Below are 26645 nucleotides of genomic sequence, written 5' to 3'. Positions count from 1 at the left end.
GAAGGATTTCCGGGAACAGGGGCGCAGCGGTTACAGGGTGGCGGGCAGCGGCATCTTCATCCAGCGCTGGGACAGGCCGGTCAGGCGGCCGTCGGCCTTGAGCTTGGTGATGATGGCGTCCACCTTCTGCAGCAGCGCCGGCTCGCCCTTGGCCACGCCGATGTAGCAGGGCGTGTCCTCGACCGCGAACTTCGCGTCCAGCTGGCGCAGCCTGGTGCGCTCGTTGACGGCGTTGGCCACGATGTTGCCCAGCGTCACCAGCTGCACCTGGCCCGTCAGATAGCTTTGCGCGGTGGCGTTGTTGTCCTCGTAGCGCTTGATGGTGGCCGAGGCCGGCGCCACCTGCGTGAGGGCCAGGTCCTCGGTGGAGCCGCGCGTCACGCCCACGGTCTTGCCGGCCAGGTCGGCAGGGGCCTTGATGCTCACGTCCTTGGGGCCGTAGACGCTCTTGGGGAAGGGCGCATAGGCCTGGGTGAAGTCGATCACCTTGGCGCGCTCGGCGTTCTTGCCCAGGCTGGAGATGACGATGTCGGCCTTGCCCGTGGTCAGGAAGGGGATGCGGTTGGTGCTGGTCACGGGCACCAGCTCCACCTTCACGCCCAGCTCCTGGGCCACCAGGGCGGCCATGTCGATGTCATAGCCCTGCAGCTTCAGGTCGGTGCCCAGCGAGCCGAAGGGCGGGAAGTCCTGCGGAATCGCCACGCGCAGCACGCCGGCCTTCTGGATGTTGGCCAGCATGTCGGCATGGGCTGCGCCGCCCAGGCCGGCAGCGGCCAGGGTGGCGGCCGCCAGGGCGGTGCGGATGAATGCGCGGCGGGGTGTCAGGGGGGAAGTCATGCGAAAGCTCCTTCGGAAGGTGGGGTGAGGCGAAAGGAAAGCGGGTCAGGGTCGGGCGCAGATGTATCGGGCGGCGTTGCGTCGGGCGGCGTTGCGTCGGGCGCCGTTGCGTCGGGCGCCGGTGTGTCGAGATCGATGCCGCTGCGCCTTGCGGCCGACAGCAGGTGGGCGCGCATGGCGCCCGCGGCACCCGGCGCATCGCCCGCGCAGACGGCCTGCACGATGGCGTCGTGCTCGCGCACGGGCTGGTCGTCGGCGCCGCTCCAGGCAAAGGGCAGGCGCAGGCTGTGGCTGATGGCCAGCTCCAGCTGGCGCGCCATGGCCACCAGGCCCGGGTTGCCCGACAGCTGGGCCAGCAGCAGGTGGAACTGCAGGTCGGCGTCGGCGGCGGCCAGCAGGTCGCTGCGGCCCAGGGCGTGGGCCAGCTGGGACTGGGTCCATTGCAGCTGGCGCAGGCCGCTGTCGTCGGCGCGCACGGCCGCCAGCGCGGCCCAGCCGGGCTCCAGCACCAGGCGCAGCTCGATCAGCTGGCGCGGCGACAGCGTGCCCAGCGCCGGGGTGGCATAGGCGCGGTGCATGCGTGCACGGCCGCTGTGCGGGCCGTTGATGCGCACGCCCTTGCCCGGCTGGATCTCGACCAGGCCCAGGGCCTCCAGCATGGACAGCGCCTCGCGCAGCGAAGCGCGGCTGATGCCCAGCTGCCGGGCCAGCTCGCGCTGCGGCGGCAGCTGGCTGCCGCCGGGGTAGTGGCCGCTCAGGATGTGCTGCTGCAGCGTCTGGGCCATCGAGATCGGAATGCTTTGCATGGGCTGGCGCGGGTGGAGGGTTTTGGCCTGACTGGTCAGACCACGTACCCAGCAGATAGCGAATTGCGTGCCAGATGCAAAAAAAGGAGCGGTGTCCTCAGGCGCTGCAAAGAAACCGGGGCGATGGGGTATCCACAATCCGCCCCGAAGGCGCCGCCAGCGGCCCGCACTGCCGCGCTTTGGTGCAGTGCCGCATGGCTTTGTGCAGGCCTGCCCCGAATGCGGGCGTAAAACCCGCACTGCAGGCCGCCGCCAGCCGCCGTAGAATCCCGGGCTTTGGCCCGAGGAGCGTTGCAGCGCGGCACCCGCCCATCCGTACACCGGATCGCGTGCCGCGTCAGGCTTGGGCCAGGTGCAGGTTCCCGGCCGGACCGCGCCCACGGTGCCAACGACGCTCACCTGTTGCCATGCCGTTTTTGCAGGTGAGCTTGATGTCGTCCTCTTTCACTCCCCCTCCCATGCGTCTGTCGGGCCTGGAGCCCGTCTCCATCGGCGAGGGCACGCTGTTCGTCAACGTGGGCGAGCGCACCAACGTCACGGGCTCCAAGGCCTTTGCACGCATGATCCTCAACGAGCAGTACGAGGAAGCGCTGTCCGTGGCTCGCCAGCAGGTGGAAAACGGCGCCCAGGTGATCGACGTGAACATGGACGAGGCCATGCTGGACAGCAAGGCCGCCATGGTGCGCTTCCTGAACCTCATCGCCTCCGAGCCCGACATCGCCAAGGTGCCGGTCATGGTGGACAGCTCCAAGTGGGAGGTCATCGAGGCCGGACTGCGCTGCCTGCAGGGCAAGGGCATCGTCAACTCCATCTCCATGAAGGAAGGCCTGGATGAATTCAAGCGCCAGGCCCGGCTGATCAGGCGCTACGGCGCGGCCGCCGTGGTCATGGCCTTCGACGAGAAGGGCCAGGCCGACACCTACCAGCGCAAGATCGAGATCTGCGAGCGCGCCTACCGCATTCTGGTGGACGAGGTGGGCTTCCCGCCCGAGGACATCGTCTTCGACCCCAACATCTTCGCCGTGGCCACCGGCATCGAGGAACACGACAACTACGCCGTGGACTTCATCGAGGCCGTGCGCTGGATCAAGCGCAACCTGCCCGGCGCCAAGGTCTCGGGCGGCGTCTCCAACGTGAGCTTCAGCTTCCGCGGCAACGACCCCGTGCGCGAGGCCATCCACACCGTGTTCCTGTACCACGCCATCTCGGCGGGCATGGACATGGGCATCGTCAACGCCGGCATGGTCGGCGTCTATGACGACCTGGAGCCCCAGTTGCGCGAGCGCGTGGAAGACGTGGTGCTCAACCGCCGCCCTGACGCCGCCGAGCGCCTGCTGGAGATTGCCGACGCCGCCAAGGGCGCCGCCAAGGACGACAGCAAGAAGCTCGAATGGCGCGGCACGCCCGAGAACCCGAAGACCGTGGGCGAGCGCCTGTCGCACGCCCTGGTGCACGGCATCACCGACTTCATCGTCGCCGACACCGAAGAGGCCTACCAGCAGATCGTGGTGCAGGGCGGCGGCCGCCCGCTGCACGTGATCGAAGGCCCGCTCATGGACGGCATGAACATCGTGGGCGACCTGTTCGGCGCCGGCAAGATGTTCCTGCCCCAGGTGGTCAAGTCGGCGCGCGTGATGAAGCAGGCCGTGGCCCACCTCGTGCCCTACATCGAAGAGGAAAAGCGCCAGCAGGAAGCGGCGGGCCTGGACGTGTCCAGCAAGGGCAAGATCGTCATCGCCACCGTCAAGGGCGACGTGCACGACATCGGCAAGAACATCGTCACCGTGGTCCTGCAGTGCAACAACTTCGAGGTCATCAACATGGGCGTGATGGTGCCCTGCCATGAGATCCTGGCCCGGGCCAAGGCCGAGGGCGCGGACATCATCGGCCTGTCGGGCCTGATCACGCCCAGCCTCGAAGAGATGCAATACGTCGCCGGCGAGATGCACAAGGACGACTACTTCCGCATCAAGAAGATTCCGCTGCTGATCGGCGGCGCCACCTGCTCGCGCGTGCACACCGCCGTCAAGATCGCGCCCAAGTACGAAGGCCCCGTGGTCTACGTGCCCGATGCCTCGCGCAGCGTCAGCGTGGCCCAGAGCCTGCTGGGCGAGAACAAGGGCAACTACCTGGCCGAGATCCAGGCCGACTACGACAAGGTCCGCACCCAGCACGCCAACAAGAAGAAGACACCGCTGTGGCCGCTGGCAAAGGCCCGCGCCAACGCCACGCCCGTGGACTTTTCCCAGGCCCCCGTTGCGCCGCGTGCCCTGGGCCGGCGCGTGTTCCGCAACTTCGACCTGGCCGAGATCGCCGAGTACATCGACTGGGGCCCGTTCTTCCAGACCTGGGACCTGGCAGGCCCCTATCCGGCCATCCTCGACGACGAGATCGTGGGCGTCGAGGCGCGCAAGGTGCTGGCTGACGGCCAGGCCATGCTCAAGAAGATCATCGAAGGCCGCTGGCTGCAGGCCAACGGCGCCATCGGCCTGTTCCCTGCCAACCGCGTGGGCGACGACATCGAGTTCTACGCCGACGAGTCCCGCAGCCAGGTGCTGATGACCTGGTACGGCATGCGCCAGCAGACCGAAAAGCAGATGGTGGAAGGCCCGGATGGCCAGCCCGTGATGCGCCCCAGCCGCTGCCTGTCCGACTTCGTGGCCACCAAGGAATCGGGCATCCAGGACTATGCGGGCCTGTTCGCCGTCACGGCCGGCATCGGCGCCGAGAAGAAGGACAAGGAGTTCCAGGACGCGCTGGACGACTACTCCGGCATCATGTTCAAGGCCCTGGCCGACCGCCTGGCCGAGGCCTTCGCCGAATGCCTGCACCAGCGCGTGCGCAAGGACCTGTGGGGCTATGCGCCCGACGAGGACCTCAGCAACGAAGCGCTGATCAAGGAACAGTACAAGGGCGTGCGCCCCGCGCCCGGCTACCCGGCCTGCCCCGACCACAGCGCCAAGACCGACCTGTTCGCCGTGCTCAAGGCCGACGAGATCGGCATGACCCTGACCGAAAGCCTGGCCATGAACCCGGCCTCCAGCGTCAGCGGCTTCTACATCGGCCACCCCGACTCCGTCTACTTCAACGTCGGCGAGATCGGCGAGGACCAACTGGCCGACATGGCTGCGCGCCGGGGCATGGACATCGAGGAACTGCGCCGGTTGCTGGCGCCGAATCTGGGGTGAGAACGTTTGTCCGCGCGGACTGGTGCCGCGCGTTGCAAGAAAAAAGCCAGGGCATGCCCTGGCTTTTTTATGGACGCCGCCGCAGCGGCATTCAGCGCTCGATCAGAGCCCGATTTCCTTGTTGTACGCCTTGCGCGCCGTCACGGCCGTGTCCGTGAAGTCGGTGAACACGCCGTCGATGCCCAGGCGGTAGTAGGTCAGGTATTCCTGCACGGGGTCGCCCTTGTACAGGCCGGCCAGGCGGCCCGGCTCGTTGCGGAAGGTGAAGCTGTGCACGATCAGGCCGGCCTTGTGGGCGTCGCGGATCAGGCCCGTGTCCTTGACGGTGTTCACGTCCTTGAGGCCGGCGCCGTCCTTGTAGGGCACGACGGAGTGGGCCAGGACCTGGGGCTTCCAGGGACCGATGCCGTCGGCATAGGTCTTGATGTCGGCCAGGCCTGCGGGCGTGAGCATGGCGGCGAAGGTGCGGGCGTCGCCGGCCAGGGTCCAGCTGTAGGGGCGGCCGCTGATAAAGGTCCATTCATCGTTGGTGATGTAGACCATGGAGCCGTCGCGCAGGCTGAAGTCGTTGCCGTCGATCAGCTGCACGCCCTTGGCCTTCATGCCGGCCTGGCGCAGGTACTTGAGGCTGGCCGGGTCGAAGCTCTGGATGTAGATGGCCGAGTCCTTGGCGTTGAGCTTGTTCTGGTCCAGCAGCTTGATCACCGCGTCTTCAAACGGGCGCGAGCCGGGCGCGCCGCAGCCGTTGGCGATCGCCTGCTGGTTGTTCCAGTAGGGGTTCTTGGTCTCGGCGTAGACGGGGATGGTGCGGCCCAGGGCCTTGCCCTTGGCGGCGGCGATGTCCAGCACGTCCTGGGCGCTGATCAGGGGCAGCTTGCCGTTCCACTCGGTGGGGCGCTCGCTGCGGTTGTCCAGGATGGTGCCGGTCAGCCAGCTGCGCAGCTCCTGCAGCGTGAAGTCGCTGATGGACCAGTCGTTGCGGTGGTCCTCGCCATCGACCACCAGGGCCTTGAGCACGGACTTGGGATCGTTGGCATCGAGCTGGTCGCTCAGGTATTGGGCCGGGCCGTTGGCGGGAATGGCCGGGTACTTCACGTTGACCAGCACGCCGGCCGTGGTGCGCTGGCGGCGTGCCACTTCGGCATTGGTCTTGGCCACGTCAGCCACGTTGGTGCTGTCGCTGAGCCAGGCGTTGTGGCGGGCGACCAGCTGGCAGTCCTTCGTCATGTGCATGTCGAGTTCGAGCATGTCCGCGCCTGCATCGGCGGCGGCCTCGTAGGCCATGCGCGTCTGCTCCGGGAACTTGCCCGAGAAGCCGCGGTGGGCGATCACCTGGGGCTGCTTTCCGTCGAGCGTGAGGTAGAACGAGCCGCCGTCACCGCCGCAGGCCGTGAGGACTGCAGCCGCGCACAGGGACGCGAGCAGGGGAGTGCGGGAAAAGGACATAGGACGTTGGGTCATATCCGAAGCAGTGGTGGGTTGATGAACGGCGCGCAATGCGCCAACTCAGCAGCGTATGCAGTCAGCCGTGTCGGCACCATGACAGTGCGTCCCGTATGACCCAGATTGGCGTTTTAGCGACGGTCGGTGGAAATTTGCCGACCCTCCGACACAGGGTTATCCCCCGAACAGGGGCGCCAGCGTGGCGCGCAGGCGGTCGCTGGCGTCGGGCGCCTCGCTCGGGCGGATCTCCAGCGAACGCTCCACCGTGCCGATGTGCTCCAGCAGCAGGGCCTTGGCGCCCTCGGTGTCGCCGCGCTCCAGCGCCTCGACGATGCGCTCGTGCTCGGCGCAGGACTGGCTGGCGCTGTGCGTGGACTGGAACAATGTGGCCGCCAGCGTGGTGCGCGCCGTGAGGTCGCGCAGGGTGAGCGCCAGCAGGCGGTGGCCCATCTGCTCGGCCAGGCAGACGTGGAAGTCGGCCAGCAGGAAGGCGCGCGTGGCCGCGTCGGCGCCGGCAATGGCTTCCTGCTCCTGGGCGATGTGGCGGCGCAGCTGGCCGATCACGCTTTGCATCGGGCGGCCGGCCTCGCCCAGGATGCCGGTCTCGATGATGCGGCGCGCCGCGAAGGCGTCCTGCGCCTCCTCGGCCGAGGGCTGGACCACGTACCAGCCGCGCCGGGGCTGCACCTGCACGAAGCCGCGCGCCTGCAGCTGCATCAGCGCCTCGCGCACCATGGTGCGGCTGACCGCGAAGTTGTCGGCCAGCTCCTGCTCCCCCAGCCGTTCGCCGGGCGCCAGTTTCTGGGCCAGGATGGCTTCGACGACGCGCTCGGCGATGTGCTGGGGGCTTACAGGTGTCATTGCGTTGCAGGGTGGGCAGGAGTCACGGTTGCGGGGACGGCGGCGGCGCCGGAGGGCTCGGCGTCGGGCCCCTGATTGTCGGCCAGGCCGTTGAGCACGGCATGGGCGCGCTCGCGGTCGATGTCACCTTCCCAGGCGGCGATGGCCACGGTGGCCACGCAGTTGCCGATCAGGTTGCCCAGCGCGCGGGCAATGCCCATGAACCAGTCCACCGACAGCACCAGCACCAGGCCGATGGCGGGGATGGCCGGAATCGCATGCAGCGTGGCCGCCAGCACCACGATGGCCGAGCCCGGCACGCCGTGGGCACCCTTGGAGGTCACCAGCGCAATCGCCAGGATGGTCAGCAGGTCGGCCATGCCGATGGGCGTGTTCGTGGCCTGGGCGATGAACACGGCCGCCAGCGTGATGTAGATGGAGAAGGCGTCCAGGTTGAACGAGTAGCCCGTGGGAATCACCAGGCCCACGGTGGAGTCGCGCACGCCCATGTTGCGCAGCTTGGCCATGATCTGGGGCAGCACGCTGTCCGAGGAGGTGGTGGCGAAGACCACCATCAGCTCCTCGCGCAGGTAGCGCAGCAGCTTGATCAGGCTGAAGCCCGAAAAGCGCATCACCAGGCCCAGCACCACGAAGACGAAGAAGATCACCGCCACGTAGAACAGCAGCACCAGCATGCCCAGCTGCTTGAGCGAGCCGATGCCGTACTGGCCCACGGTGAACGAGATCGCACCCAGCACGCCCAGCGGGGCCAGCTTGATGAGAATGCCCATGATCTTGAACAGCACGTTCGACAGCGTGTCGATCAGCGCATGCACGGGCGCGCCGCGCTCGCCCAGCATGGTCAGCGCGCAGCCGAACAGCACGGCGAACAGCAGCACCTGCAGCACGTCGCCCGTGGCAAAGGCCTGCACCACGGTGGTGGGGATGAGCTTCATCAGGAAGTCCACCGTGCCGCCGCTGGTCAGCTTGTCGGCGTTGCTGGCGTAGGCGCTCATGGCCGATGCGTCGAGCTTGCTCGGGTCCACGTTCATGCCCGCGCCGGGCTGGAACACGAAGGCCAGCACCAGGCCCAGCACCAGGGCGATGGTGGTCAGCACCTCGAAGTAGATCAGCGACTTGACGCCGACCCGGCCCACGCGCTTGAGGTCGCCTGCGCCCGCGATGCCGTGCACCACCACGCAGAACACCAGCACGGGAATGATCATCTTGATGAGCTTGATGAAGCCATCGCCCAGGGGCTTGAGCTTCACGGCCCATTCAGGGGCCAATATTCCGGCGAGCACACCCAGGATGAGTGCGATCACCACCTGTCCGAACAGTGATCTGGCAAAGCGGCGCATAGTCGTCTTTCGCAAGTTGTGGAATCTTGTATGCAAGTGGATTTACAACTTGCATGCAAGAATGTAGACAAGCGAAACGCGTGCCAGCAGAGGGTAATCCCTGCAGATTTGCGGCACTCCAGAGAGCATCAGCCCTGACTTTTTCTGCATGAAATCCGCCGATGCGGGCGGGCCTCCCCGCCGTGGTGCAGGGCGGGTGGCCGTCATGCCCGCGCATGGTGCGCAGGCGGGTGCGCGGGCGGGGCGCAGGCCCCGTGGCGGGGCATGCGCGGCATGCGCGGGCGCGGTGCCTTGCGCACCGCACCGGGATCAGCGCAGGTTGCGCTCCAGAGCGCGGTCCTTGATGAAGAAGGCCGCGAACAGGCCCAGCGTCACGCCGAACATCACATAGAAGGCCGGCGCCATGGGCGAGCCCGTGGAGCGGATCAGCCAGGTCACGATGAACTGCGCGAAGCCGCCGAAGATCATCACCGCCACGTTGTAGGCCATGGACATGCCGGCCGAACGCACCTGGGGCGGGAACAGCTCGGCCATCACCGTGCTGAACACGCCGAAGAACACGGCCACGAACACGCAGACCACCAGCTGGGTGATCAGCAGCTTCTGCACCGTGGGGCCGTCGGTCAGCCAGGCATACAGCGGGTAGAGCACCACCAGGTAGCCGATCAGCGAGCCGATGGTCAGCATGCGGCGGCCCACGCGGTCCGACAGGGCGCCGAAGAACGGCATGATCACCACCATCAGCGCGGCGCCGGCCATCTGCACCATGAAGGCATCGCGCATGGGCAGCTTCAGCGTCACCGTGGCATAGGTCACCAGATAGGTGAAGGTGATGTAGATGGACACCGTGGCCGTGACCACCAGGCCCATGCCCACCAGCGTCTCGCGCGCATGCGTGCGCAGCATCTCCATGATGCCGATCTGGCGCGCCTTGCCGCTGGCCTGTGCGGCCTGCATTTCCTTGAAGACCTCGGGCTCCTCCACATGGCGGCGGATGTACAGCGCCACGGGAACGATCAGCAGGCCCACGGCGAAGGGCACGCGCCAGGCCCAGGCCATCAGCTCCTCCTCGGTGAAGATCTCGGTGATCAGCGTGCCCGTGGCCGCGCCGATCAGCAGGGCCAGCATCTGGCCGGCCATCTGCCAGGAGCCATAGAAGCCGCGCTTGCCGGGCGGTGCCAGCTCGATCAGCAGTGCCGTGGACGTGCCGAACTCGCCGCCGGCCGCAAAGCCCTGCAGCAGCCGCGCCAGCACGATGAACAGCGGCGCCAGGATGCCCACCGCCGCATACGTGGGCGCCAGCGTGATCAGCGCGATCGCCACCGCCATCAGGCCCGTCACCATCACCATGGCCGCCTTGCGGCCCTTGCGGTCCCCGTACAGGCCCAGCAGGATGCCGCCCACGGGCCGCATGAAAAAGCCCACGCCGAACACGGCCGTGGTCATCAGGATGCGGTTGATGTTGTCGTCCGGATTGTCGGGATTGCTGGGGAAGAACAGCTTGGCGACGATGGGTGTCATGAAGGCGAACACCAGGAAGTCATACCACTCCAGCGCGTTGCCGATGACGGCAGCCACGATGTTGCGGGTCGAGACGGTTTGCTTGGTCAAAGCAGGGTCCATTTCCGAAAAGGGATTGAAAAGACGGCAGTCACGCCCGGGGCATGGGTCGGCGTGCCTGCCCGGGCCGCAACCCGGGCGTACACTGCTTCGCCATATGCAATGCCTATGCCATGGCCTGCGTCGTCCACGAAGGGCGGCGCAGGCCATGGCGCAGATGGAACCACATGACTACCTGGAAAAACACCCGCGACTGGCTGGAAACACTGGTCGCATTCGACACCACCAGCCGCAACTCCAACCTGGCGCTGATCGAGTGTGTACGCGATGAGTTGGCCACGCTGGGCGTGAGTGCCCGATTGTTCCACTCTCCGGACGGCGCCAAGGCCAATCTCTTCGCCACTTTGCCGGCCCACAACGGCGAAACGCAGGGTGGCATCGTGCTGTCCGGCCATACCGACGTGGTTCCGGTCGATGGCCAGCAGTGGAGCACCGACCCCTTTGCGCTCACCGAAAAGGGCGGGCGCCTGTATGGTCGCGGCAGCTGCGACATGAAGGGCTTCATCGCCGCCTCGCTGGCGCTGGTGCCCGAATTCCTGGCCACGCAGCGCGCCAGGCCCGTGCACCTGGCGTTCTCGTACGACGAGGAAATCGGCTGCGCGGGCGCGCCCGTGATGATCAACCAGCTCAAGGCCGAGGGCGCGCGCTTCGACGGCTGCGTGGTCGGCGAGCCCACCAGCATGCAGGTGGTGGTGGCGCACAAGGGCATCAACCTCTACCGCTGCCGCGTGCACGGCAAGGCCGCGCATTCGTCGCTCACGCCGCGCGGCAGCAATGCCATCGAGTACGCGGCGCGGCTGATCTGTCGTATCCGGGACATCGCCGACCACTTCAAGGCGCACGGCCCCTACGACGAATTCTTCGACGTGCCCTTCACCACCATGACCACCAACCAGATCCAGGGTGGCATCGCGGTCAACACCATCCCCGAGCTGTGCGAATTCGCCTATGAATTCCGCAACCTGCCCGGCATGTCGGTGGATGGCATCCAGGCCCAGGTCGAGTCCTATGTGCGCGACGAACTGCTGCCGCGCATGCGCGCCGAATTCGCCGACGCGCGCATCGAGATCGAGACCGGCGCCAGCGCGCCCGCGCTGGAAGCCTCGGAAGAAGCCGCCATCACCCAGCTGGTGCGCGCGCTGACCGCCGACCAGGAAAAGCGCAAGGTGGCCTACGGCACCGAGGCCGGCCTGTTCCACAACGCCGGCATTCCCACCGTGGTCTGCGGCCCCGGCTCCATCGAGCAGGCGCACAAGCCCGACGAGTTCGTCGAGCTGGCCCAGCTCGACGCCTGCGAGCGCTTCCTCAGCAAAATGGGCACGAGTCTGTGATCACCCCCTGAGTCGCTTCGCGCCTTCCCCCTCTCTTCGGAGGGGGACGACACCCTTGCTGCGGGGCGGCCCTTGCTCGGTGTCCCTCGCCTTGGGGGCGCGGGAGTTTCGAGGTCAAGCTCAAGAAATCTCGTCTTGCCCCGCTCAGCGCACCGGGATGGCGATGGGCCGCAGCGGCGCGGCGTCGCCGCCGCGGATCTTGAGCGGGCCGCCGATGAAGGCGAACTCGTAGACCTTGTCGCGCGACAGATCGTCCAGCGCCACCAGCTCCATGATGGGCACGCCCTTTTGCGCCAGCAGGTAGCTGTGCAGCGGTACGTAGTCGTCGTCCACCTCGGACGGGAACGTCTCCAGGCTCAGGTTGTCGGCGCCCACGATCATGGCGCCGCCTTCCTCCACCAGGAAGCGCGCGGCATCCAGGCCCAGGCCCGGCGGCTTGGCCATGTAGGCCTGGGGCTGGCCGTACAGCTTCATGCGGCCCGTGCGCACCAGCACGATGTCGCCCTCCTGCAGCGTCACCTTCTGGCGTGCCAGCGCATCCTTGAGGTCCTGGCGCGTGATGCGGTACTGGTCGGGCAGCATCTCCAGGCCCTTGGCGGCCGCCACGTCGATCAGCACGCCGCGCGCCACCAGCGGCGGGAATTTCTCGATGCCCGTGCGCTGCCAGCCCCGGTCGCCCAGATGCTGGTCGGCGCTGAAGCCGTTCCAGATCCTGCCGCGTATGCCGAAGTGGTTGAGCGCATCGATGTGCGTGCCCGTGTGGCTGTACATGGAAAACGCCGTGCCCGTGTAGCTGCGCGTGGCGTTCATGTCCTTGCCCACGTTCATCGGGTCGTCCACCACGGTGCCGCGCGGCGTGTGCGTCATCCAGAACTGGTAGTGCGGATCGCCCGCGTCCTGCCAGCTGGGCATGCCCACGTAGTACTCGGTGGCCAGGTCATAGACCTGCCCGCCCGTGATGCGCTGCAGGATGGCCGCGCGCGAGGCCGGCGTGATCAGGTTCAGGCGGCCGATCTCGTCGGCAGGCCCCCAGGGGCTGGTGCCCACGTCCTGGCGTGCGCCGGCCGGGGGCTCGTGGCCGCCATGGGCCTGGGCCGCGGTGCCCGCGAAGGCGGCGGTCAGGGCGATCACGAGAGAGGGCAGCGCCATGCGGCGAGCGAAGCGTTGGAGAGTCATGGAAAAGTCCTTGGTCTGCTGAAAAAGGGCGCGCATGCCGCGCGCGAGGGAAGGCGGAAAAACGCCGATGAAAAAAGCAAAGACGGGGGCGCTCAGGCCGCCAGGAAGTGCAGGCGTTCGCGCAGCGCAGCCAGCGACTGGGTCTGCAGCGGCGGCAGGCGCGGCGCGATCAGCGTGGGAATGGAGCGCAGGCCCATGCGCTGCGCCAGCGCGCGGTCCTGGCGCACCTGCTCCAGCGCCTGGGCGCCTTCCATGCAGCCCGCCAAGGCATTGCGCTCGAAGCCCGTGCGCGTGGCGATGTCCAGCAGCACTTCGGCGTCGCCGATGTTGCGGTGCTCGCTCATGTGGGCGTGCTGGATGGCGTCGAACAGATCCCAGTGCGCGTCATCGCCGCCCAGGATCTGGGCCGCCTGGCAGGCCAGTGCGCCGGCCATGCCGCTGGGGTACTCGAAGGCCTCGCGGCGCATGCCCTCGATGTCGATGCGGTCCTCGTCGTCATGCTCCGCGCAGGCCTGCCAGTGCTCCAGGATGACCTGCTTGGCGCGCTCCATGGAGCCGAAGGCCGCCACCATCTCGGCGCGCGAGGCCTGCAGCACGAAGCTGCGGTGGCGCACGCGCAGGCCCAGCTCGCGCGCCACCTGGCGCAGGCGTGGCGACATCACGTAGCACCAGCCGCAGACCACGTCATGGAAGAAGTCGATGGCGGGGGCGACCGCGGGCGCCGCAGCAGGCGCCGCCTGCAGGGCCTGCTGCGGCGAGGGCGCCGCCGCATCCTGCGCGGGCAGGGCGCAGGAAAAATCATTGCATTGCGTCATGCTTGTGTCCTTCATGGCTGTGATGGACGGCAAGCGTAGGCCGCAGGCCCGGCGCGAAAAAGGGGCGTGCGCTTGAGGAACTCTTAACGCGGCGTCAACAATCCTCGCCCATGGCGGCAGGCAGTTCCTCGGCCAGGAAGTCCACGAAGGCGCGCACCTTGGGCAGCAGGTGGCGCTGCGTGGGATAGACCGCGTAGACATGGCGGGCCTGCGCGGCCTGGTCCGCAAGGTCCAGTGCGACCAGCTGGCCTGCCGCAATCGCCGGCCGCGCCAGGAACGAGGGCAGGGCGCCAATGCCCAGGCCCGCCACCAGCAGGTCGCGCAGCATCAGGCTGTTGTTGACGTTGGCGCGCGCCTCGGACGGCGCCTGGGAACTCTCGCCCGCTTCGCGGGGCGCATGCGCCAGGCTGTAGTTCAGCAGCGCATGGCCGCGCAGCGCGGAGGCACTGGCTGGGCGGCCATGCGCCTGCAGATAGGACGGGGCCGCGCACAGCATCTGCGACAGCGAGGCCAGGCGCCGCGCGATCAGCGAGGAGTCCGCCAGCTCCGCGCTCAGGCGGATGGACACATCGAAGCCCTGGCCCACCGCGTCCACCAACCGGTCCTCCATGGACAGGTCGATCTGCAGCTGCGGATGGCGCTGCATGAAGCGCGCCAGCAGCGGCGACAGCGTGCTCAGCGCAAACGACAGCGGCGCATTCACGCGCAGCCGGCCGGCCACCTGCTGCGACTGCGCGCGCACCGACTGCTCCAGCGCATCGAATTCATCGAGCAGGCGGCAGCACTCTGCGTAGTAGGCCTGGCCCGTGTCGGTCAGGCTCATGCGGCGCGTGGTGCGCTGCAGCAGCACGGCGCCCAGATGGGCTTCGAGCGCGCGCAGCTGCTTGCTCAGCGCGGCCGAGGACAGGTCCAGCGCGTCGGCCGCCTTGGCGATGGAGCCCAGTTCTACGATGCGCCGGAAGGCGCGCAAGGGGGTCAGCGTATCCATGGGGAAAAAGCAAAGAGTGGCGCGCAGCGTAGCAGGCCGCTCGGGTTTGCCGGGGCATGCCTGCGGGGGCAGGGGCGACAATCGCCAGGTACGGCGCGCCCGCCGCGCCCCTTTGTCTTCACCGAATCTGTTCAATCCCATGCCCCAGACCACTCCCGCCTGCCCCCAGTGCGGCCTTGAAAACACCTATCCCGACGCCACCAGCTACATCTGCCCCGACTGCGCCTTCGAATGGCCCATGCAGGCCGAAGAAGAGTCCGGCGAAGCCGCCGCTGGCGACGGCATCGTGCGCGACGCCAACGGCAATGCGCTGGCCGACGGCGATGCCGTGATCCTGGTCAAGGACCTCAAGGTCAAGGGCTCGTCCACCGTGCTCAAGAAGGGCAGCAAGATCAAGGGCATCCGCCTGGTCGATGGCGCCGACGGCCATAACGTGGACTGCAAGACCGAACTGGGCTCCATGCTGCTCAAGTCGGAGTTCCTCAAGAAGGCCTGAGCATGCTGGCGCTGTCGCTTGCGGTATCGGCGGTCCTCGGGCTGCTGGCGCTGTGGGTGTTTGCGCCCCTGTTCATTGCGCTGACCGCTGGCGCGGTGGTGGCCCTCATGCTGCTTGCGGTGGCGGGGCGCATAGGCCACACAGAGCACACCGCGCGCACCCTGCCCGTGGCCGGCTGGTGGGCTATCGCGCTGTGCGCCGGCGCGGCCTGCGTGGCCATACTGGTGCTGCTGCCCGACCGGCTCGATGGCGCACCCTTCCTCGCCTTCGGCATGGGCCTGCTGGCAGCCACCTGCGCGGGGGCGCTGGTCTGGTTGACGGGCTGGCTGATCGCCGGGCGGCAGCCTGTGCAGGTGTCCTGGTGGACCGGATCGGCCCTGGCCGGCCTGGGCGCCTTCCTCGCCCTGCTGCTGGGCGGCCCGGATACGGCAGGCTGGATGGCCTGGCGCGACCAGCTGCGCGGCTACGAGGCCGTGCCGCTGCGCATCACGCTGGCCGAAGCGCCCACGGCGCAGCGCGAGCAGGCCCTGGCCGAACTGCTGCAGCCCTTGCTGGAGCAGGGCAGCCGCGCCGTCCGCCATCGCCAGTCCACGCGCTTCGGCAACTCGGTAGAGCACGCCGTGGTGCCCGCCCGCTGGCGCATCGATGGCAGGCTGCTGGAGATCATGCTGGCCGAGAAGCCGCCCGCGCCCCTGCTCAGCGCCCATGTCGCTTTGCTGGAGCAGTTCGCCGCCAGCGGCCCCGCCCAGGCGGGCCAGGCACCGTCCTGGCTGATGCTGGCCAGCGCCCAATGCCTGCCGCCGCCGCGCTTGCGCGAGCTGTCGCGCCTGCTGGGCCAGGGCAGCGAACTGCTGGCCCGCGCGCGGCGCTGCACGCAGCAGCGCTCGGCGCAATTGCAGCGCCTGTGGCCGCTGCTGGCCGGCAGTGTGGAGCGGGTGGAAGTGGGCGAGGCGCGGCGCTTTCATCCGTGGCTCGGCCTGCAGCGCTGGCAGGCTGTGGCACTTCCCGACAAGCCGGAGCCTTAGGCGGGCTCCACGTCCTTCCACTGGCCGGGCTCCAGGCCGTCCAGCGTGTAGAGCCCGATGGCCGCGCGCACCAGCCGCAGCGTGGGGTGGCCAATGGCCGCCGTCATGCGGCGCACCTGGCGGTTGCGGCCTTCGCGGATGACCAGTTCGATCCAGCAGTCGGGAATGTTCTGGCGCACGCGGATGGGCGGGTCGCGCTGCCACAGCACGGGCGGCGGCTCCAGCCGGCGCGCCTGCGCGGGCAGCGTCATGCCGTCGTTGAGCTGCACGCCCTGGCGCAGGGCCTGCAGCGCGGCCTCGTCGGGCAGGCCCTCGACCTGTACCCAGTAGGTCTTCTCCATCTTGAAGCGCGGATCGGCGATGCGCGCCTGCAGCGGGCCGTCATTGGTCAGCAGCAGCAATCCTTCGCTGTCGGCGTCAAGCCGGCCTGCCGCATGCACGCCCGGCACGTCGATGTATTCCTTGAGGCCACGCCAGCGGCCCTCGGGGGTGAACTGGCTGAGTACGCCGTAGGGCTTGTTGAAGCACAGCAGGCGTGAGGGGCCGGTGTCGGGCCGGTCGGCGAAGGCGGTCTGCGGGCGCCGGGATGGGCCCGCAAAGGAGCGCGAAGGAGGGCGTTTTCTGGGTTGCATGGACTCAGCGATTGTCGTCGGGATAGACCGCACGCACGCACTCCAGCCAGGCCCTCGCCGCGCGTGACAGATAGCCGCTGCGCCACAGCTGCACCACGTCCCAGTGCAGTTCAGGCCCCACCAGCGGGCGGCTGGACACGCGCCGGGGGTCGAACCGCGCGATCACGTGCTCGAACATCACGGCCACGCCCACGCCTTCTGCCACCAGGTCGCCGATGAAGTCCCAGTAGCGCGTCTGCAGCCGCACCTGTGGGCTGAAGCCTGCCGCCGCGCAATGCTCCAGCACGGCCTGGTGCAGGGCGAAGTCCGAGGTGTAGAACACAAAGGGCCGCCGGGCCAGCTCGCTCCAGTGCACGGGTGCGTCCGGGTCGGGCACCTCGTGCGCGGCAAAGGCCACGCGTGTCTTCTGGTGGGCGATGGTGCAGTACTCCAGGCCCTCTCCGGCCAGGTCACCACCTGCCTCGCCCGCGCCGTGCAGGCCCAGCGCCATGTCCAGCTTGCCGTCCAGCAGCAGCTGGCGCTGGGCGCGTGCGCCCTGCTCCTGCACATGCAGTTCCACGCCCGGATGCAGTTGCTGAAAGCGCGCGATCACGGGCGCCATGTAGTGCCCGGCCGTGGGCATGATGCCCACGCTCAGGCTGCCGCGCGCAATGCCGTCCACCTCGGCCACCTCCTGCAGCAGCTGGCGTGACTGCTCCAGCACCTGCAGGCCGCGCGCATGGACCACCTGGCCCGCGTCGGTCAGTTGCACACCGCGCCCCTCGCGCAGCAGCAGCGGGCCGCCCAGCTCCTCCTCCAGCGCCCGCACCATCTTGCTGATGGTGGGCTGGGTCACATGCAGCGCCTCGGCCGCACGCGTGAAGCTGTTGCAGCGCACCACCTCGACAAAGTAGCGCAGCGCGCGCAGGTCCATGAGGATTCCTTTTGTGCATGGGAAAAATGGAGATTATTCATTTTACGAATCCGAGTGCAAACCCTAGGATTGCCCCATGTCAAAGATTTCCGCCACGCCCGTCCTGCGGCCGCAGGTGTTGCAGGGCCTGCTGCATCGCTGCTGGCCGCTGCTGCGCGGCGTGCTGCAGGTGGGGCTGCTCAGTGCGCTGTGGGTGGCCATGGAGGCCGTGCGCGCGCATTTCGGCTGGGGCATGCCGGCCGGGCTGATCGGCTTCGCGCTGCTGGCCACGGGCCTGTTCAGCGGGCTGGTCAAGGCGCGCTGGCTGCAGGGCGGCACCAACTGGCTGCTGGCCGAGATGCTGCTGTTCTTCGTGCCTGCCATGCTGGTCGTCACCGAATACACCGACCTGATCCAGCACCAGGGTCTGCGCATCCTGGGCGTCATCGTGGCCAGCACGGCCTGCGTGATGGCCGCCACGGCGCTGGCCGTGGACCGCGTCTACCGGCTGGAGCTGTGGCTGGCCCGGCGCCGCTCCACGCGCGCCGGGCTGCACAGGGAGCAGGAGTGAACGCCATGTCCGACCAAGCCATAGGCCTGCTGTCGCTGCTGGCCACGCTGGCCTGCTATGCGGCCAACAAGCGCGTGTACCGCCGCCATCCGCATCCGCTGCTCATGCCCATCGTCGCCACGCCCATGGTGCTGATCGCGCTGGCGCTGCTGACCCATGTGCGCTACCCGCAGTACATCGCCCAGACGCACTGGCTGGTCTGGCTGCTGGGCCCCACCACGGTGGCCTTTGCGCTGCCCCTGCACGAAAACCGCCACTTGCTGCGCAAGCACTGGATGTCGATCGCCACCGGCGTGCTCGTGGCCAGTGGCGTGTCCATTGCCACCACCATCTGGTTCGCACAGGCCTTCGGACTGCCCGTGGACCTGCAAAAGGGCCTGGCCGTGCGCTCGGTGACCACCCCCTTCGCCATCGAGGCCGAGCGCGTGCTGGGCGGGCCCACCGACCTGGCCGCGCTGTTCGTGCTGCTCACGGGCGTCAGCGGCATGCTCATGGGCGAGACCATCCTGCGGCTGCTGCCGCACGTGCGCAGCAAGCTGGCTGCGGGCGCCATTCTGGGCGGTGCCGCGCATGGCAGCGGGGTGGCGAAGGCGCGGCAGTTTGGGGATGTGCAGGCGGTGGTTGCTTCGTTGGTGATGATGATTGCGGGGGCGTTGAATGTGGTGGTGGCGCCTTGGGTGAGGGTGCTGTTTTTCTGAAGTGATTTGCTGAAGTGATGCGGGAGCTGCCATCCTTGGCCCGGGTTTGATGGCTGGGGCTTTTGGGGGCCTGGCTGTCTTTGGGTTTGGGGCGGGATGGGGCTGCCCGTGGGGGCGTCAGCATGCCTTGCACATGGTCTTGCCTCCCGCTCACCTTGTTTGCTTTTGGCTTAGGTGCAATCTTTTGCCCCTGCCGGGTGGTTGTTTTTCGAGGCCGGGTCTCGGCCCGGCAGCCGACTGCCCTTTCTTGATTCGCCAAGAAAGGTCAGATCAAAGAAGGCGACCCGGATGTCCGCGACCCCTTCGCTTCGCTGCGGGGCCACCTGCGCCGTGGCGGTTGCGGGGAGTGGGCGCAAGCCTGCGTTCCTGCGGTTACGGACGGGATGGGGCTACCCGCAAGGGCGTCCGCACGGCTTCGTTCGTGTTCTTAACATCCCGTCCACCTTTCTGTGTGCAAGAACGCGGGATGGTGGTGCTGATCTCTCGCAAAGGAGTACTAACCATGTCCGCCGTCTTTCAATCTTTGGCATTGCCTTTTTCATCGCCGATCCAGGTGCCCGATCTGGGGAGGTTGCAGGTATGAATGCCGTTCTTTCTTCACAGGCTAGGCCCGAGCAGGCGGGCGATGTATTGGCCGAGGTGGCGCTGCTGGTGCAGCAGAGCTGTGGCGAGGTGGCGGCTATGGTGCGCATGGCACGGGCCTAGCTGGAGACGCCCGAGGGGACCTGGAGGTGCTGGCCAGTGCCTTGCAGGCGATTCGCTACAGCGCAGACAGGCTGGGCGAATCCGTGGAGTAAGAGGCAGGGCGGGTGGAGTACTGGGAGGAAGACCCGGCGGTACTGCGGCGCAGGGCCGCAGCCCTGGTCGGCTTGAAGGGCTGACCTGGGCGCAGCAGAGGTGGGCTGCAATGCCCGCTTTCCTGCGCCCCGCGCTGTGCCTCAGGCCTGCGTAGACGCCGCTTTGTTCAGGCCCTGCCGCATGTTTGCTTTTCGAAGCCAAGTGTCTGCCTGACGGTTGACCGAGGGCGGGTTTTGCTGGTGCGACAGCAAAGCGATATGCAATTGCTGTGAATTGGCCTGCTGTGCCTGTTGAAAGAGATTCCTGGCAATGAAATGCGCGAAACGGAAAAAATGCGGCGCGAAGGCTTTAAAAATATAAAAGCCGTGTAAATTGTGTTATAAAATGAATCATATCAAATTTGGCATTTGACAACCATGGCGGTAAGAAATTTATTTGTTGTCCTGCTTATTGGCGGGGCTGCGCAGATGGCAGTTGCGGCAAATCTTGTCATCAAACCATTTCGGGTGCCTACAGGTATCCGCGGTGAGATTGTATCGCTTCAGGTCGAAGCGGACGGCGGGGTTCCTCCCTATGTTTTTGAAATTGAAGCGAATGGGAGCCCTCCCTATCTGAAGTATTCTGTATCGCCAAATGGTTTGCTCAGTATTGAGGAGCTGAATGATTCTGTGAATTGTTCTACTTCTGGAAGTCATTCTGGGTATAGATTAAAAGTCACTGATTCTGTTGGCGCCTCGTTTGATGAAAATCTTCCATACTCGGTATGGGTTCCGCCGCCAGCATCAGTTCAACTGAAGTGGTGGTACTCGTCAGTCAATAATAAATACAATGCTGATATTAATCTTGGCTGTGGTTCAGCTTTATTCGTGAATGGCGCGACAGCGAATTTTGTAGGAGGAAATATTCCCTCTGGAGTTGATGTGCAGTATGTGGGTCCGATGATCATGTACTTCACGTCAAACAATCCGGTGAGTTTTGATTTGGATGTTGAATACAATGTTGGATTGCATCCAAATTCGAAAATTGGCACGGTGCGTTACAGCTTCAGGCCTTACGAAGCGGTAGCACCGACGCCGGTGCCTGCCTCAGGTGCATGGGCTCTCTTTTCTGCAGCCTGCTTGATCGGGTTGATGGCCTTTGGAAAGCTGCGCCGCAGAGGTGGGTGAATTTCCATCGCGCTTGCCCAATGAAAAAAGCACCTGGGCAGGTGCTTTTTCGTACAGCAAAGCCTTGTTCAGGCCAGCGTATACGCCGTCTTCACCGTCGTATAGAACTCCTGCGCATAGCGGCCCTGTTCGCGCGGGCCGTAGCTGCTGCCCTTGCGGCCGCCGAAGGGCACGTGGTAGTCCACGCCGGCCGTGGGCAGGTTGACCATGACCATGCCGGCCTGGCTGTGGCGCTTGAAGTGGGTGGCGTGCTTGAGGCTGGTGGTGGCAATGCCTGCGGCCAGGCCGAAGGGCGTGTCGTTGGCCACGGCCAGGGCTTCTTCGTAGTCCTTGACGCGGATGACGCTGGCCACGGGGCCGAAGACTTCCTCGCGGTTGATGCGCATGGCGGCGGCGGTGTCCACGAACAGGGTGGGCGCCATGTAGTAGCCCTTGTTGCCGCTGCCGGTGTGGCAGGCGGCGGCAGCGCCGCCGGCAGCCAGCACGGCGCCTTCGGCCTTGGCGATTTCCACGTAGCTCAGGTCCTGCTCCAGCTGGGCCTGGCTGACCACGGGGCCCATGTCGGTGCCTGCGGCGCGGGCGTCGCCCACCTTGATCCTGGCCATGCGGGCCTGCAGGGCCTCGATGAAGGCGGGGTAGATCCTGTCGGTGACGATGAGGCGGCTCGATGCCGTGCAGCGCTGGCCCGTGGAGTAGAAACCGCTTTGCGCGGACAGCTCCACGGCCTGGGTGAGGTCGGCGTCGTCCAGCACGATCTGCGGGTTCTTGCCGCCCATCTCCAGCTGCACTTTCTTGCCGCTTTCCACGCAGGCGCGGGCAATGCCGCGGCCCACGCCGACGGAGCCGGTGAAGCTGATGGCGGCCACGGCGCTGTGGCGCACCAGGGCATCACCGATGACACGGCCCGGGCCCATGACGAGGTTGAACACGCCGGCCGGAATGCCCGAGCGGTGAATGATGTCGGCCAGCGCCCAGGCGCTGCCGGGCACGAGGTCGGCAGGCTTCAGGACCACGCAGTTGCCGAAGGCCAGGGCCGGCGCGATCTTCCAGGCGGGAATGGCGATGGGGAAGTTCCACGGCGTGATCAGGCCCACCACGCCGACGGGCTCGCGCGTGATTTCCACGCCGATGCCGGGGCGCACGGAGGGCAGGGTTTCGCCGGCCAGGCGCAGGCATTCACCCGCGAAGAACTTGAAGATCTGGCCTGCGCGGCCGACTTCGCCAATGGCTTCGGGGCGGGTCTTGCCTTCCTCGCGCGCCAGCAGGTCGCCCAGCTCTTCCTTGCGGGCCAGGATTTCGTTGCCGATCTTGTCCAGGGCGTCGTGGCGGGCCTGGATGCCCGAGGTGCTCCAGGCGGGAAAGGCCGCGGCCGCCGCGGCGATGGCGGCTTCCACATCGGCGGCATTGCCCTGGGCGTACTCGCCGATTACATCGGACAGGTCGCTGGGGTTGGTGTTGGCGCTGTAGCCGTCGGCAGGCTTCCATTGGCCGTTGATGAGGTTGTCGTAGCGGGACATGAGGTGCTCCGGGAAAGGGGTAACGGAAGGAAGGGGTCAGCGGACCATGCAGGGGCGCTTGTTGTCGAAGGTCCAGCCCGGGATCAGGTACTGCATGGCCATGGCGTCATTGCGCGCTCCTAGGCCATGCTCCAGGTACAGGGCGTTGGCGCGCTGCAGCGCGGCGCGGTCCACGGTGACGCCCAGGCCCGGGGTCTTGGGCACCTCGACGAAGCCGCCCCGGATCTGCAGCGGGTTCTGGGTGAGGTACTGGCCGTCCTGCCAGATCCAGTGCGTGTCGATGGCCGTGACCTTGCCGGGCACGGCGGCGGCCACGTGGGTGAACATGGCCAGCGAGATGTCGAAGTGGTTGTTGGAGTGCGATCCCCAGGTCAGGCCCCAGTCGCGGCAGGTCTGGCCCACGCGCACGGAGCCGGCCATGGTCCAGAAATGCGGGTCGGCCAGGGGGATGTCCACGGACTGCAGCGACAGCGCATGCACCATCTGGCGCCAGTCGGTGGCGATCATGTTGGTGGCCGTGGGCAGGCCGGTGGCGCGGCGGAATTCGGCCATGACTTCGCGGCCCGAGAAGCCGTTCTCGGCGCCGCAGGGATCTTCGGCATAGGCGAGCACGCCGTGCATGTCGCGCATGAGGCGGATGGCGTCCTTGAGCAGCCAGCCGCCGTTGGGGTCCAGCGTGACGCGCGCCTGCGGAAAGCGCCTGGCCAGCGCGGTGACGGCCTCCACTTCCTGCTCGCCGGCCAGCACGCCGCCCTTGAGCTTGAAGTCGTTGAAGCCGTAGCGCGCGTGCGCCGCCTCGGCCTGGCGCACGATGGCGGCCGGGTCCATGGCAGTCATGTGGCGCACCTGCGTCCAGTCGTCGCTGCCGCTTTGGTCTTCGCCGGGCTGGACGTAGGGTAGATCGGTCCTGTCGGTGGGGCCGGTGAAGAACAGGTAGCCCAGCATCTCCACGCGGTCGCGCTGCTGGCCTTCGCCCAGCAGGGCTGCCACGGGCACGCCCAGGTGCTGGCCCAGCAGGTCCAGCAGGGCCGATTCCACGGCGGTGACGGCATGCACGGCAATGCGCAGATCGAAGGTCTGCAGGCCGCGCCCGCCCGTGTCGCGGCCGGCCAGGGCCTGCTGCAGGTTCTGCAGCAGCTTCAGGTGGTTGCCCACGGACTGGCCGATGAGCAGCGCCTTGCTGTCCTCCAGCGCCTGGCGTATGCCTTCGCCGCCAGGCACCTCGCCCACACCGGTGTGGCCCGCGCTGTCGTGCACGAGCACGATGTTGCGCGTGAAGTAGGGCGCATGCGCGCCGCTGAGGTTCATGAGCATGCCGTCGCGGCCGGCGACGGGAATGACTTCGATCTCGGTGATGGTCGGGGTGGAGGACATGGCGTGCTCTTGGATCGTTTGGATCGGTCTCTGGGAAAAAACGGCTATGCGGCGGCGGTGGCCGCCTGCTGTGCGGCGGACCACGGCACCTCGGCCTCGGGCCGGCCCGTGGCGATGAACTGCGCCAGGTTGCGCAGCACGAGGTCGGCCATGGCGCGGCGGGTTTCGTGCGTGCCGCTGGCGATGTGGGGCGCAAGCACCACGTTGTCCTGCGACAGCAGCTCGGCATGGGGGCGTGGCTCGTCCTCGAACACATCCAGGCCCGCGCCTGCGATGCGGCCCTGCTGCAGGGCCTGGACCAGTGCGGCCTCGTCGACCACGCTGCCGCGCGCCACGTTGATCAGAAAGCCCTGCGGGCCCAGCGCGTCCAGCACCTCGGCGTTGACCAGGTGCTGCGTGCCGTCGCCGCCTGCGGCCGTGATGACGAGGAAGTCGCTCCAGCGTGCGAGTTCGAGCAGCGAGGGCTGGTAGAGGTGGGGCGATCCCTCGACCGGGCGGCGGTTGTGATAGGCCACCTCCATGTCGAAGCCGGCCGCGCGGCGCGCCACGGTGGAGCCGATGCGGCCCATGCCGAAGATGCCCAGGCGCTTGCCGCTGGCGCGCGTGCGGATGCCGAAGCGGCCTCGGCTCCAGTCGCCCCGGCGCACGAAGCGGTCGGATTCGCTCAGGCCACGCGCCGCGTCCAGCAGCAGGGCGAAGGCCATGTCGGCCACGCAGTCGTCCAGCACGCCGGGCGTGTAGCCCACGCGCGCGCCCTGGCGCAGCAGGGACTCGCGGTCCAGCGCGTCAAAGCCCACGCCGAAGCTGCTCACGAAGCGCAGCCTGGGCAGGGCCTGCACCACGCTCGCGGGCACGCCCATGGCGGCCGAGGTGACCAGGTATTCGAACTGCGCGCCGTGCTCGGCGAGAAAGCGCTCGCGGTCGGGCTGCTCGGACAGCAGCGTCACCTCATAGGCCTGGGCCAGTTCGGCATCGAGCTGGGGCAGCGGCATCTTGCCGAACTGGAGAACGCGTGGACGGGAGGTCGCCATGCCTTGGAATCCTTGGAACTTGCGGGGGCTGGAAGCCCCGGTGAAAAGGGCCTGCGGTGCGCAGGCCAGCGGGAACGGCCCTGGGGCCGGCCCGTTGTTTCTAGCTCAATCAGCAGTGATTTTTCGGGTCTGGATCAGCTGCTTCCAGCGCTCCGACTCCTGGGCCTGGTAGCGCGTGAATTCCTCGGGCGTGTTGCCCACGATCTCCAGGCCCTGCTCCACGAAGCGCTTGCGGATGTCGGGCTGCTGCACGGAGGCGATGGCGGCCTTGGCAAGCTTGGCCTTCACATCGGCGGGCAGGCCCTTGGGTGCGGCCAGGCCTTGCCAGGAGTAGACCTCGGCACCCTTGACGCCGGCCTCGGCCAGCGTGGGCACATCGGGCAGCACGGGCGAGCGCTGGCTGCCGGTCACGGCAATCGCATGCAGCTTGCCGCTGCGCAGATGGGGCAGCACGGCGTTGACGTTCTGGAACGAGAAGTCCACCTGGCCGCCGATCAGGTCCGTGATGGCCGGGGCGCCGCCCTTGTAGGGCACGTGCATGCCTTCGGTGCCGCTTTGCTGCCAGAACAGCTCGGCCGACAGATGGTCCGAGGAGCCGTTGCCCGAACTCGCGAAACTGATCTTGCCGGGGTTGGCCTTGAGCGCGGCGATGACCTCGGCCACGGTGCGGGCCTTCTGCGCGGGGCTGGCCACGAGCACGTTGGGCGCCTGCACGGGGATGGTGATGTAGTCGAAGTCCTTGCCTGCGTCATAGGGCACGTTCTTGACCAGGTGCGGCGTGACCACGAAGGGGCCCAGCGAGGCCACCAGCAGCGTGTAGCCATCGGCCGGTGCGCGCTTGACGGCGCCCGCGCCGATGGTGCCGGTGGCGCCCGGGCGGTTTTCCACCACGAAGGGCTTGCCCAGCTGCTCGCCCATGCTCAGGGCCATGGCGCGCGCCACGGTGTCGGTGGAGCCGCCGGCCGGGAAGGGCACGATGATGTTGACGGCCTTGTCCGGAAAGCTGCCGGCCGCCTGCGCCGTGAGGGCCAGTGCGGCACCCAGCGTGATCAGAATCTTCTTCATGTTCTTGTCTCCTGGGGGGGCGCAAGGGCCGGACTGGCCCCTGCGTCCGGTCTTGTGGCTTATTGCGGGCCGAGCTTGTCGATCAGGGCCTTGAGCTCTTCCAGCTCGGAGGGCTTGAGGTCCGTCAGCGGGGCGCGCACGGGGCCTGCGTCGTGGCCGACCAGCTTGGCGCCGGCCTTGATGATGCTCACGCCGTAGCCTTCGACGCGGTTGCGGATCTTCAGGTAGGGCATGAAGAATTCCTTGAGCAGCTTGTGCTGCGTGGCCATGTCGTCGGTGCGCACGGCTTCGTAGAACGCCATCGCCGTCTTGGGGATGAAGTTGAAGACGGCCGAGGAGTACACCGGCGTGCCCAGGGCCTTGTAGGCGGCCGCATAGACCTCGGCCGTGGGCAGGCCGCCCAGGTAGGCGAAGCGGTCGCCCATCTTCATGAAGATGGCGGACATGGTCTCGATGTTGCCCATGCCGTCCTTGAAGCCCACCAGGTTGGGGCAGCGCTCGGCCAGGATGGCCAGCGATTCGGGCGTGAAGCGGGTGCGGTCGCGGTTGTAGACGATGACGCCGAACTTCACGCTCTTGCAGACCTGCTCCACATGGGCGATCAGGCCTTCCTGGCCGGCTTCGGTCAGGTAGTGGGGCAGCAGCAGGACGCCGTGTGCGCCCAGGCGCTCCGCTTCCTGGGCATGGGCAATGGCCGTGCGCGTGGGGCCGCCGGCGCCCGCGATGATGGGCACCTTGCCGCGGCAGGTGTCCACGGCGGTCTTGATGATCTGGCCGTATTCCTCGCCGTACAGCGAGAAGTACTCGCCCGTGCCGCCGGCCGCGAACAGCGCGCTGGCGCCGTAGGGGGCCAGCCATTCGAGGCGGGCCGCATAGCCCTTGGCATTGAAGTTGCCGTTGCTGTCGAAGTCCGTCACGGGGAAGGACAGCAGGCCGGAACTCATCACGTCTTTGAGGTCTTGGGGGGTCATGGTG

Annotated in this window: 24 protein-coding genes and 1 riboswitch; of the genes, 8 read left to right on the top strand and 16 right to left on the bottom strand. The window is 67.2% G+C overall.

What is annotated here, in order from left to right; translation table 11 throughout:
• Positions 1-30: 30 nt before the first annotated feature.
• Together ACUTR7_RS21450 and ACUTR7_RS21445 are read right to left on the bottom strand one after the other, a co-directional pair.
• Positions 31-837: a transporter substrate-binding domain-containing protein gene (locus tag ACUTR7_RS21450; protein WP_071953866.1), complete on the bottom strand. Its 807-nt coding sequence runs from the start codon at positions 835-837 to the stop codon at positions 31-33.
• On the bottom strand, positions 834-1643 hold the full coding sequence (locus ACUTR7_RS21445; RefSeq protein WP_445609787.1) for a FadR/GntR family transcriptional regulator: 810 nt from the start codon (positions 1641-1643) through the stop codon (positions 834-836). Before ACUTR7_RS21445 ends, ACUTR7_RS21450 begins: the two co-directional genes overlap by 4 nt.
• A gap of 277 nt (positions 1644-1920) precedes the next feature.
• Positions 1921-2047: riboswitch (S-adenosyl-L-homocysteine riboswitch) on the top strand.
• A gap of 27 nt (positions 2048-2074) precedes the next feature.
• Between ACUTR7_RS21445 and metH the strand changes: the two genes are divergently transcribed.
• A complete protein-coding gene (gene metH, locus ACUTR7_RS21440) occupies positions 2075-4831 on the top strand; it encodes a methionine synthase (protein WP_445609786.1) in 2757 nt (918 codons plus the stop codon).
• Between the two features lie 102 nt (positions 4832-4933).
• Here metH and ACUTR7_RS21435 read toward each other — a convergent pair whose 3' ends face one another.
• The 4 genes from ACUTR7_RS21435 to ACUTR7_RS21420 all read right to left on the bottom strand — a co-directional run bounded on the left by ACUTR7_RS21435 (position 4934) and on the right by ACUTR7_RS21420 (position 10098).
• Positions 4934-6277 carry a glycerophosphodiester phosphodiesterase family protein gene (locus ACUTR7_RS21435; protein ID WP_445609785.1) on the bottom strand — a complete coding sequence of 448 codons (1344 nt, stop codon included), beginning with the start codon at positions 6275-6277 and terminating at the stop codon, positions 4934-4936.
• A gap of 171 nt (positions 6278-6448) precedes the next feature.
• Positions 6449-7135 (bottom strand): GntR family transcriptional regulator, encoded by a 687-nt coding sequence (locus ACUTR7_RS21430; protein ID WP_207442896.1) that lies wholly within the window; start codon positions 7133-7135, stop codon positions 6449-6451.
• Positions 7132-8475 (bottom strand): C4-dicarboxylate transporter DctA, encoded by a 1344-nt coding sequence (locus ACUTR7_RS21425; RefSeq protein ID WP_043823239.1) that lies wholly within the window; start codon positions 8473-8475, stop codon positions 7132-7134. Before ACUTR7_RS21425 ends, ACUTR7_RS21430 begins: the two co-directional genes overlap by 4 nt.
• A gap of 309 nt (positions 8476-8784) precedes the next feature.
• Positions 8785-10098 carry an MFS transporter gene (locus ACUTR7_RS21420; RefSeq protein ID WP_071953865.1) on the bottom strand — a complete coding sequence of 438 codons (1314 nt, stop codon included), beginning with the start codon at positions 10096-10098 and terminating at the stop codon, positions 8785-8787.
• 164 nt (positions 10099-10262) lie between these two features.
• Between ACUTR7_RS21420 and argE the strand changes: the two genes are divergently transcribed.
• Positions 10263-11426 (top strand): acetylornithine deacetylase, encoded by a 1164-nt coding sequence (gene argE / locus ACUTR7_RS21415; RefSeq protein WP_071953864.1) that lies wholly within the window; start codon positions 10263-10265, stop codon positions 11424-11426.
• A gap of 144 nt (positions 11427-11570) precedes the next feature.
• Here the strand turns inward: argE and ACUTR7_RS21410 are convergent, their stop codons facing one another.
• From ACUTR7_RS21410 to ACUTR7_RS21400, 3 genes are all read right to left on the bottom strand, one after another.
• Positions 11571-12602 (bottom strand): cyclase family protein, encoded by a 1032-nt coding sequence (locus ACUTR7_RS21410; RefSeq protein WP_445609784.1) that lies wholly within the window; start codon positions 12600-12602, stop codon positions 11571-11573.
• Positions 12603-12694: 92 nt separating this feature from the next.
• On the bottom strand, positions 12695-13417 hold the full coding sequence (locus ACUTR7_RS21405; protein ID WP_445609783.1) for a DsbA family oxidoreductase: 723 nt from the start codon (positions 13415-13417) through the stop codon (positions 12695-12697).
• A gap of 94 nt (positions 13418-13511) precedes the next feature.
• Positions 13512-14405, bottom strand: coding sequence for a LysR family transcriptional regulator (locus tag ACUTR7_RS21400; protein ID WP_216294490.1), 894 nt, complete (start codon positions 14403-14405; stop codon positions 13512-13514).
• A gap of 139 nt (positions 14406-14544) precedes the next feature.
• On the opposite strand from ACUTR7_RS21400, the gene ACUTR7_RS21395 reads away from it, so the two are divergent.
• Both ACUTR7_RS21395 and ACUTR7_RS21390 read left to right on the top strand, forming a co-directional pair.
• On the top strand, positions 14545-14901 hold the full coding sequence (locus tag ACUTR7_RS21395) for a zinc ribbon domain-containing protein YjdM (protein ID WP_013800120.1): 357 nt from the start codon (positions 14545-14547) through the stop codon (positions 14899-14901).
• 2 nt (positions 14902-14903) lie between these two features.
• Entirely contained in the window at positions 14904-15926 is a 1023-nt protein-coding gene (locus ACUTR7_RS21390; RefSeq protein ID WP_445609782.1) for a hypothetical protein, read from the top strand.
• Here the strand turns inward: ACUTR7_RS21390 and ACUTR7_RS21385 are convergent.
• Positions 15923-16558, bottom strand: a complete 636-nt coding sequence (locus ACUTR7_RS21385) for a pseudouridine synthase (RefSeq protein ID WP_278537877.1) — start codon at positions 16556-16558, stop codon at positions 15923-15925. The genes ACUTR7_RS21390 and ACUTR7_RS21385 overlap by 4 nt on opposite strands.
• 4 nt (positions 16559-16562) lie before the next feature.
• Positions 16563-17471 carry a LysR family transcriptional regulator gene (locus ACUTR7_RS21380; protein ID WP_012202182.1) on the bottom strand — a complete coding sequence of 303 codons (909 nt, stop codon included), beginning with the start codon at positions 17469-17471 and terminating at the stop codon, positions 16563-16565.
• 76 nt (positions 17472-17547) lie between these two features.
• Here ACUTR7_RS21380 and ACUTR7_RS21375 point away from each other — a divergent pair, with 76 nt between their 5' ends.
• The 4 genes from ACUTR7_RS21375 to ACUTR7_RS21360 all read left to right on the top strand — a co-directional run bounded on the left by ACUTR7_RS21375 (position 17548) and on the right by ACUTR7_RS21360 (position 20683).
• Positions 17548-18021, top strand: a complete 474-nt coding sequence (locus tag ACUTR7_RS21375; protein ID WP_445609781.1) for a CidA/LrgA family protein — start codon at positions 17548-17550, stop codon at positions 18019-18021.
• A 5-nt stretch (positions 18022-18026) separates the two neighbouring features.
• Positions 18027-18719, top strand: a complete 693-nt coding sequence (locus tag ACUTR7_RS21370; RefSeq protein WP_013800125.1) for an LrgB family protein — start codon at positions 18027-18029, stop codon at positions 18717-18719.
• A 579-nt stretch (positions 18720-19298) separates the two neighbouring features.
• Complete coding sequence (locus ACUTR7_RS21365) at positions 19299-19424, top strand: hypothetical protein (RefSeq protein WP_445609780.1); 126 nt, start codon at positions 19299-19301, stop codon at positions 19422-19424.
• 500 nt (positions 19425-19924) lie between these two features.
• Positions 19925-20683 carry a hypothetical protein gene (locus ACUTR7_RS21360; protein ID WP_445609779.1) on the top strand — a complete coding sequence of 253 codons (759 nt, stop codon included), beginning with the start codon at positions 19925-19927 and terminating at the stop codon, positions 20681-20683.
• Between the two features lie 68 nt (positions 20684-20751).
• Here ACUTR7_RS21360 and ACUTR7_RS21355 read toward each other — a convergent pair whose 3' ends face one another.
• The 5 genes from ACUTR7_RS21355 to kdgD form a co-directional block, all read right to left on the bottom strand.
• Positions 20752-22200 carry an aldehyde dehydrogenase family protein gene (locus ACUTR7_RS21355; RefSeq protein WP_445609778.1) on the bottom strand — a complete coding sequence of 483 codons (1449 nt, stop codon included), beginning with the start codon at positions 22198-22200 and terminating at the stop codon, positions 20752-20754.
• Positions 22201-22236: 36 nt separating this feature from the next.
• A complete protein-coding gene (locus tag ACUTR7_RS21350) occupies positions 22237-23574 on the bottom strand; it encodes an enolase C-terminal domain-like protein (RefSeq protein ID WP_043823221.1) in 1338 nt (445 codons plus the stop codon).
• A gap of 44 nt (positions 23575-23618) precedes the next feature.
• Positions 23619-24605: a 2-hydroxyacid dehydrogenase gene (locus ACUTR7_RS21345; RefSeq protein ID WP_063327753.1), complete on the bottom strand. Its 987-nt coding sequence runs from the start codon at positions 24603-24605 to the stop codon at positions 23619-23621.
• Between the two features lie 105 nt (positions 24606-24710).
• The gene (locus ACUTR7_RS21340) at positions 24711-25670 is read right to left on the bottom strand and encodes a Bug family tripartite tricarboxylate transporter substrate binding protein (RefSeq protein WP_012202189.1); all 960 of its coding nucleotides are present in this window, start codon (positions 25668-25670) and stop codon (positions 24711-24713) included.
• A gap of 59 nt (positions 25671-25729) precedes the next feature.
• Positions 25730-26641: a 5-dehydro-4-deoxyglucarate dehydratase gene (gene kdgD, locus ACUTR7_RS21335; RefSeq protein WP_012202190.1), complete on the bottom strand. Its 912-nt coding sequence runs from the start codon at positions 26639-26641 to the stop codon at positions 25730-25732.
• Between the last annotated feature and the right edge of the window lie 4 nt (positions 26642-26645).

It is taken from the genome of Delftia sp. NA_296.1, assembly GCF_052692095.1.
This window is presented reverse-complemented; position numbering and strand designations above follow the sequence as displayed.

Excerpts from the sequence above, each read along its gene's own strand:
- ACUTR7_RS21395 (WP_013800120.1), top strand. The coding sequence starts at position 14,545 with ATGCCCCAGACCACTCCCGCCTGCCCCCAGTGCGGCCTTGAAAACACC.
- ACUTR7_RS21405 (WP_445609783.1), bottom strand. The coding sequence starts at position 13,417 with ATGACGCAATGCAATGATTTTTCCTGCGCCCTGCCCGCGCAGGATGCG.
- ACUTR7_RS21390 (WP_445609782.1), top strand. The coding sequence starts at position 14,904 with ATGCTGGCGCTGTCGCTTGCGGTATCGGCGGTCCTCGGGCTGCTGGCG.
- ACUTR7_RS21425 (WP_043823239.1), bottom strand. The coding sequence starts at position 8,475 with ATGCGCCGCTTTGCCAGATCACTGTTCGGACAGGTGGTGATCGCACTC.
- ACUTR7_RS21375 (WP_445609781.1), top strand. The coding sequence starts at position 17,548 with ATGTCAAAGATTTCCGCCACGCCCGTCCTGCGGCCGCAGGTGTTGCAG.
- ACUTR7_RS21345 (WP_063327753.1), bottom strand. The coding sequence starts at position 24,605 with ATGGCGACCTCCCGTCCACGCGTTCTCCAGTTCGGCAAGATGCCGCTG.
- ACUTR7_RS21365 (WP_445609780.1), top strand. The coding sequence starts at position 19,299 with ATGAATGCCGTTCTTTCTTCACAGGCTAGGCCCGAGCAGGCGGGCGAT.
- ACUTR7_RS21430 (WP_207442896.1), bottom strand. The coding sequence starts at position 7,135 with ATGACACCTGTAAGCCCCCAGCACATCGCCGAGCGCGTCGTCGAAGCC.
- ACUTR7_RS21420 (WP_071953865.1), bottom strand. The coding sequence starts at position 10,098 with ATGGACCCTGCTTTGACCAAGCAAACCGTCTCGACCCGCAACATCGTG.
- ACUTR7_RS21445 (WP_445609787.1), bottom strand. The coding sequence starts at position 1,643 with ATGCAAAGCATTCCGATCTCGATGGCCCAGACGCTGCAGCAGCACATC.
- ACUTR7_RS21435 (WP_445609785.1), bottom strand. The coding sequence starts at position 6,277 with ATGTCCTTTTCCCGCACTCCCCTGCTCGCGTCCCTGTGCGCGGCTGCA.
- ACUTR7_RS21350 (WP_043823221.1), bottom strand. The coding sequence starts at position 23,574 with ATGTCCTCCACCCCGACCATCACCGAGATCGAAGTCATTCCCGTCGCC.
- ACUTR7_RS21340 (WP_012202189.1), bottom strand. The coding sequence starts at position 25,670 with ATGAAGAAGATTCTGATCACGCTGGGTGCCGCACTGGCCCTCACGGCG.
- ACUTR7_RS21380 (WP_012202182.1), bottom strand. The coding sequence starts at position 17,471 with ATGGACCTGCGCGCGCTGCGCTACTTTGTCGAGGTGGTGCGCTGCAAC.
- ACUTR7_RS21400 (WP_216294490.1), bottom strand. The coding sequence starts at position 14,405 with ATGGATACGCTGACCCCCTTGCGCGCCTTCCGGCGCATCGTAGAACTG.
- argE (WP_071953864.1), top strand. The coding sequence starts at position 10,263 with ATGACTACCTGGAAAAACACCCGCGACTGGCTGGAAACACTGGTCGCA.
- ACUTR7_RS21370 (WP_013800125.1), top strand. The coding sequence starts at position 18,027 with ATGTCCGACCAAGCCATAGGCCTGCTGTCGCTGCTGGCCACGCTGGCC.
- kdgD (WP_012202190.1), bottom strand. The coding sequence starts at position 26,641 with ATGACCCCCCAAGACCTCAAAGACGTGATGAGTTCCGGCCTGCTGTCC.
- ACUTR7_RS21355 (WP_445609778.1), bottom strand. The coding sequence starts at position 22,200 with ATGTCCCGCTACGACAACCTCATCAACGGCCAATGGAAGCCTGCCGAC.
- metH (WP_445609786.1), top strand. The coding sequence starts at position 2,075 with ATGTCGTCCTCTTTCACTCCCCCTCCCATGCGTCTGTCGGGCCTGGAG.
- ACUTR7_RS21450 (WP_071953866.1), bottom strand. The coding sequence starts at position 837 with ATGACTTCCCCCCTGACACCCCGCCGCGCATTCATCCGCACCGCCCTG.
- ACUTR7_RS21385 (WP_278537877.1), bottom strand. The coding sequence starts at position 16,558 with ATGCAACCCAGAAAACGCCCTCCTTCGCGCTCCTTTGCGGGCCCATCC.
- ACUTR7_RS21410 (WP_445609784.1), bottom strand. The coding sequence starts at position 12,602 with ATGACTCTCCAACGCTTCGCTCGCCGCATGGCGCTGCCCTCTCTCGTG.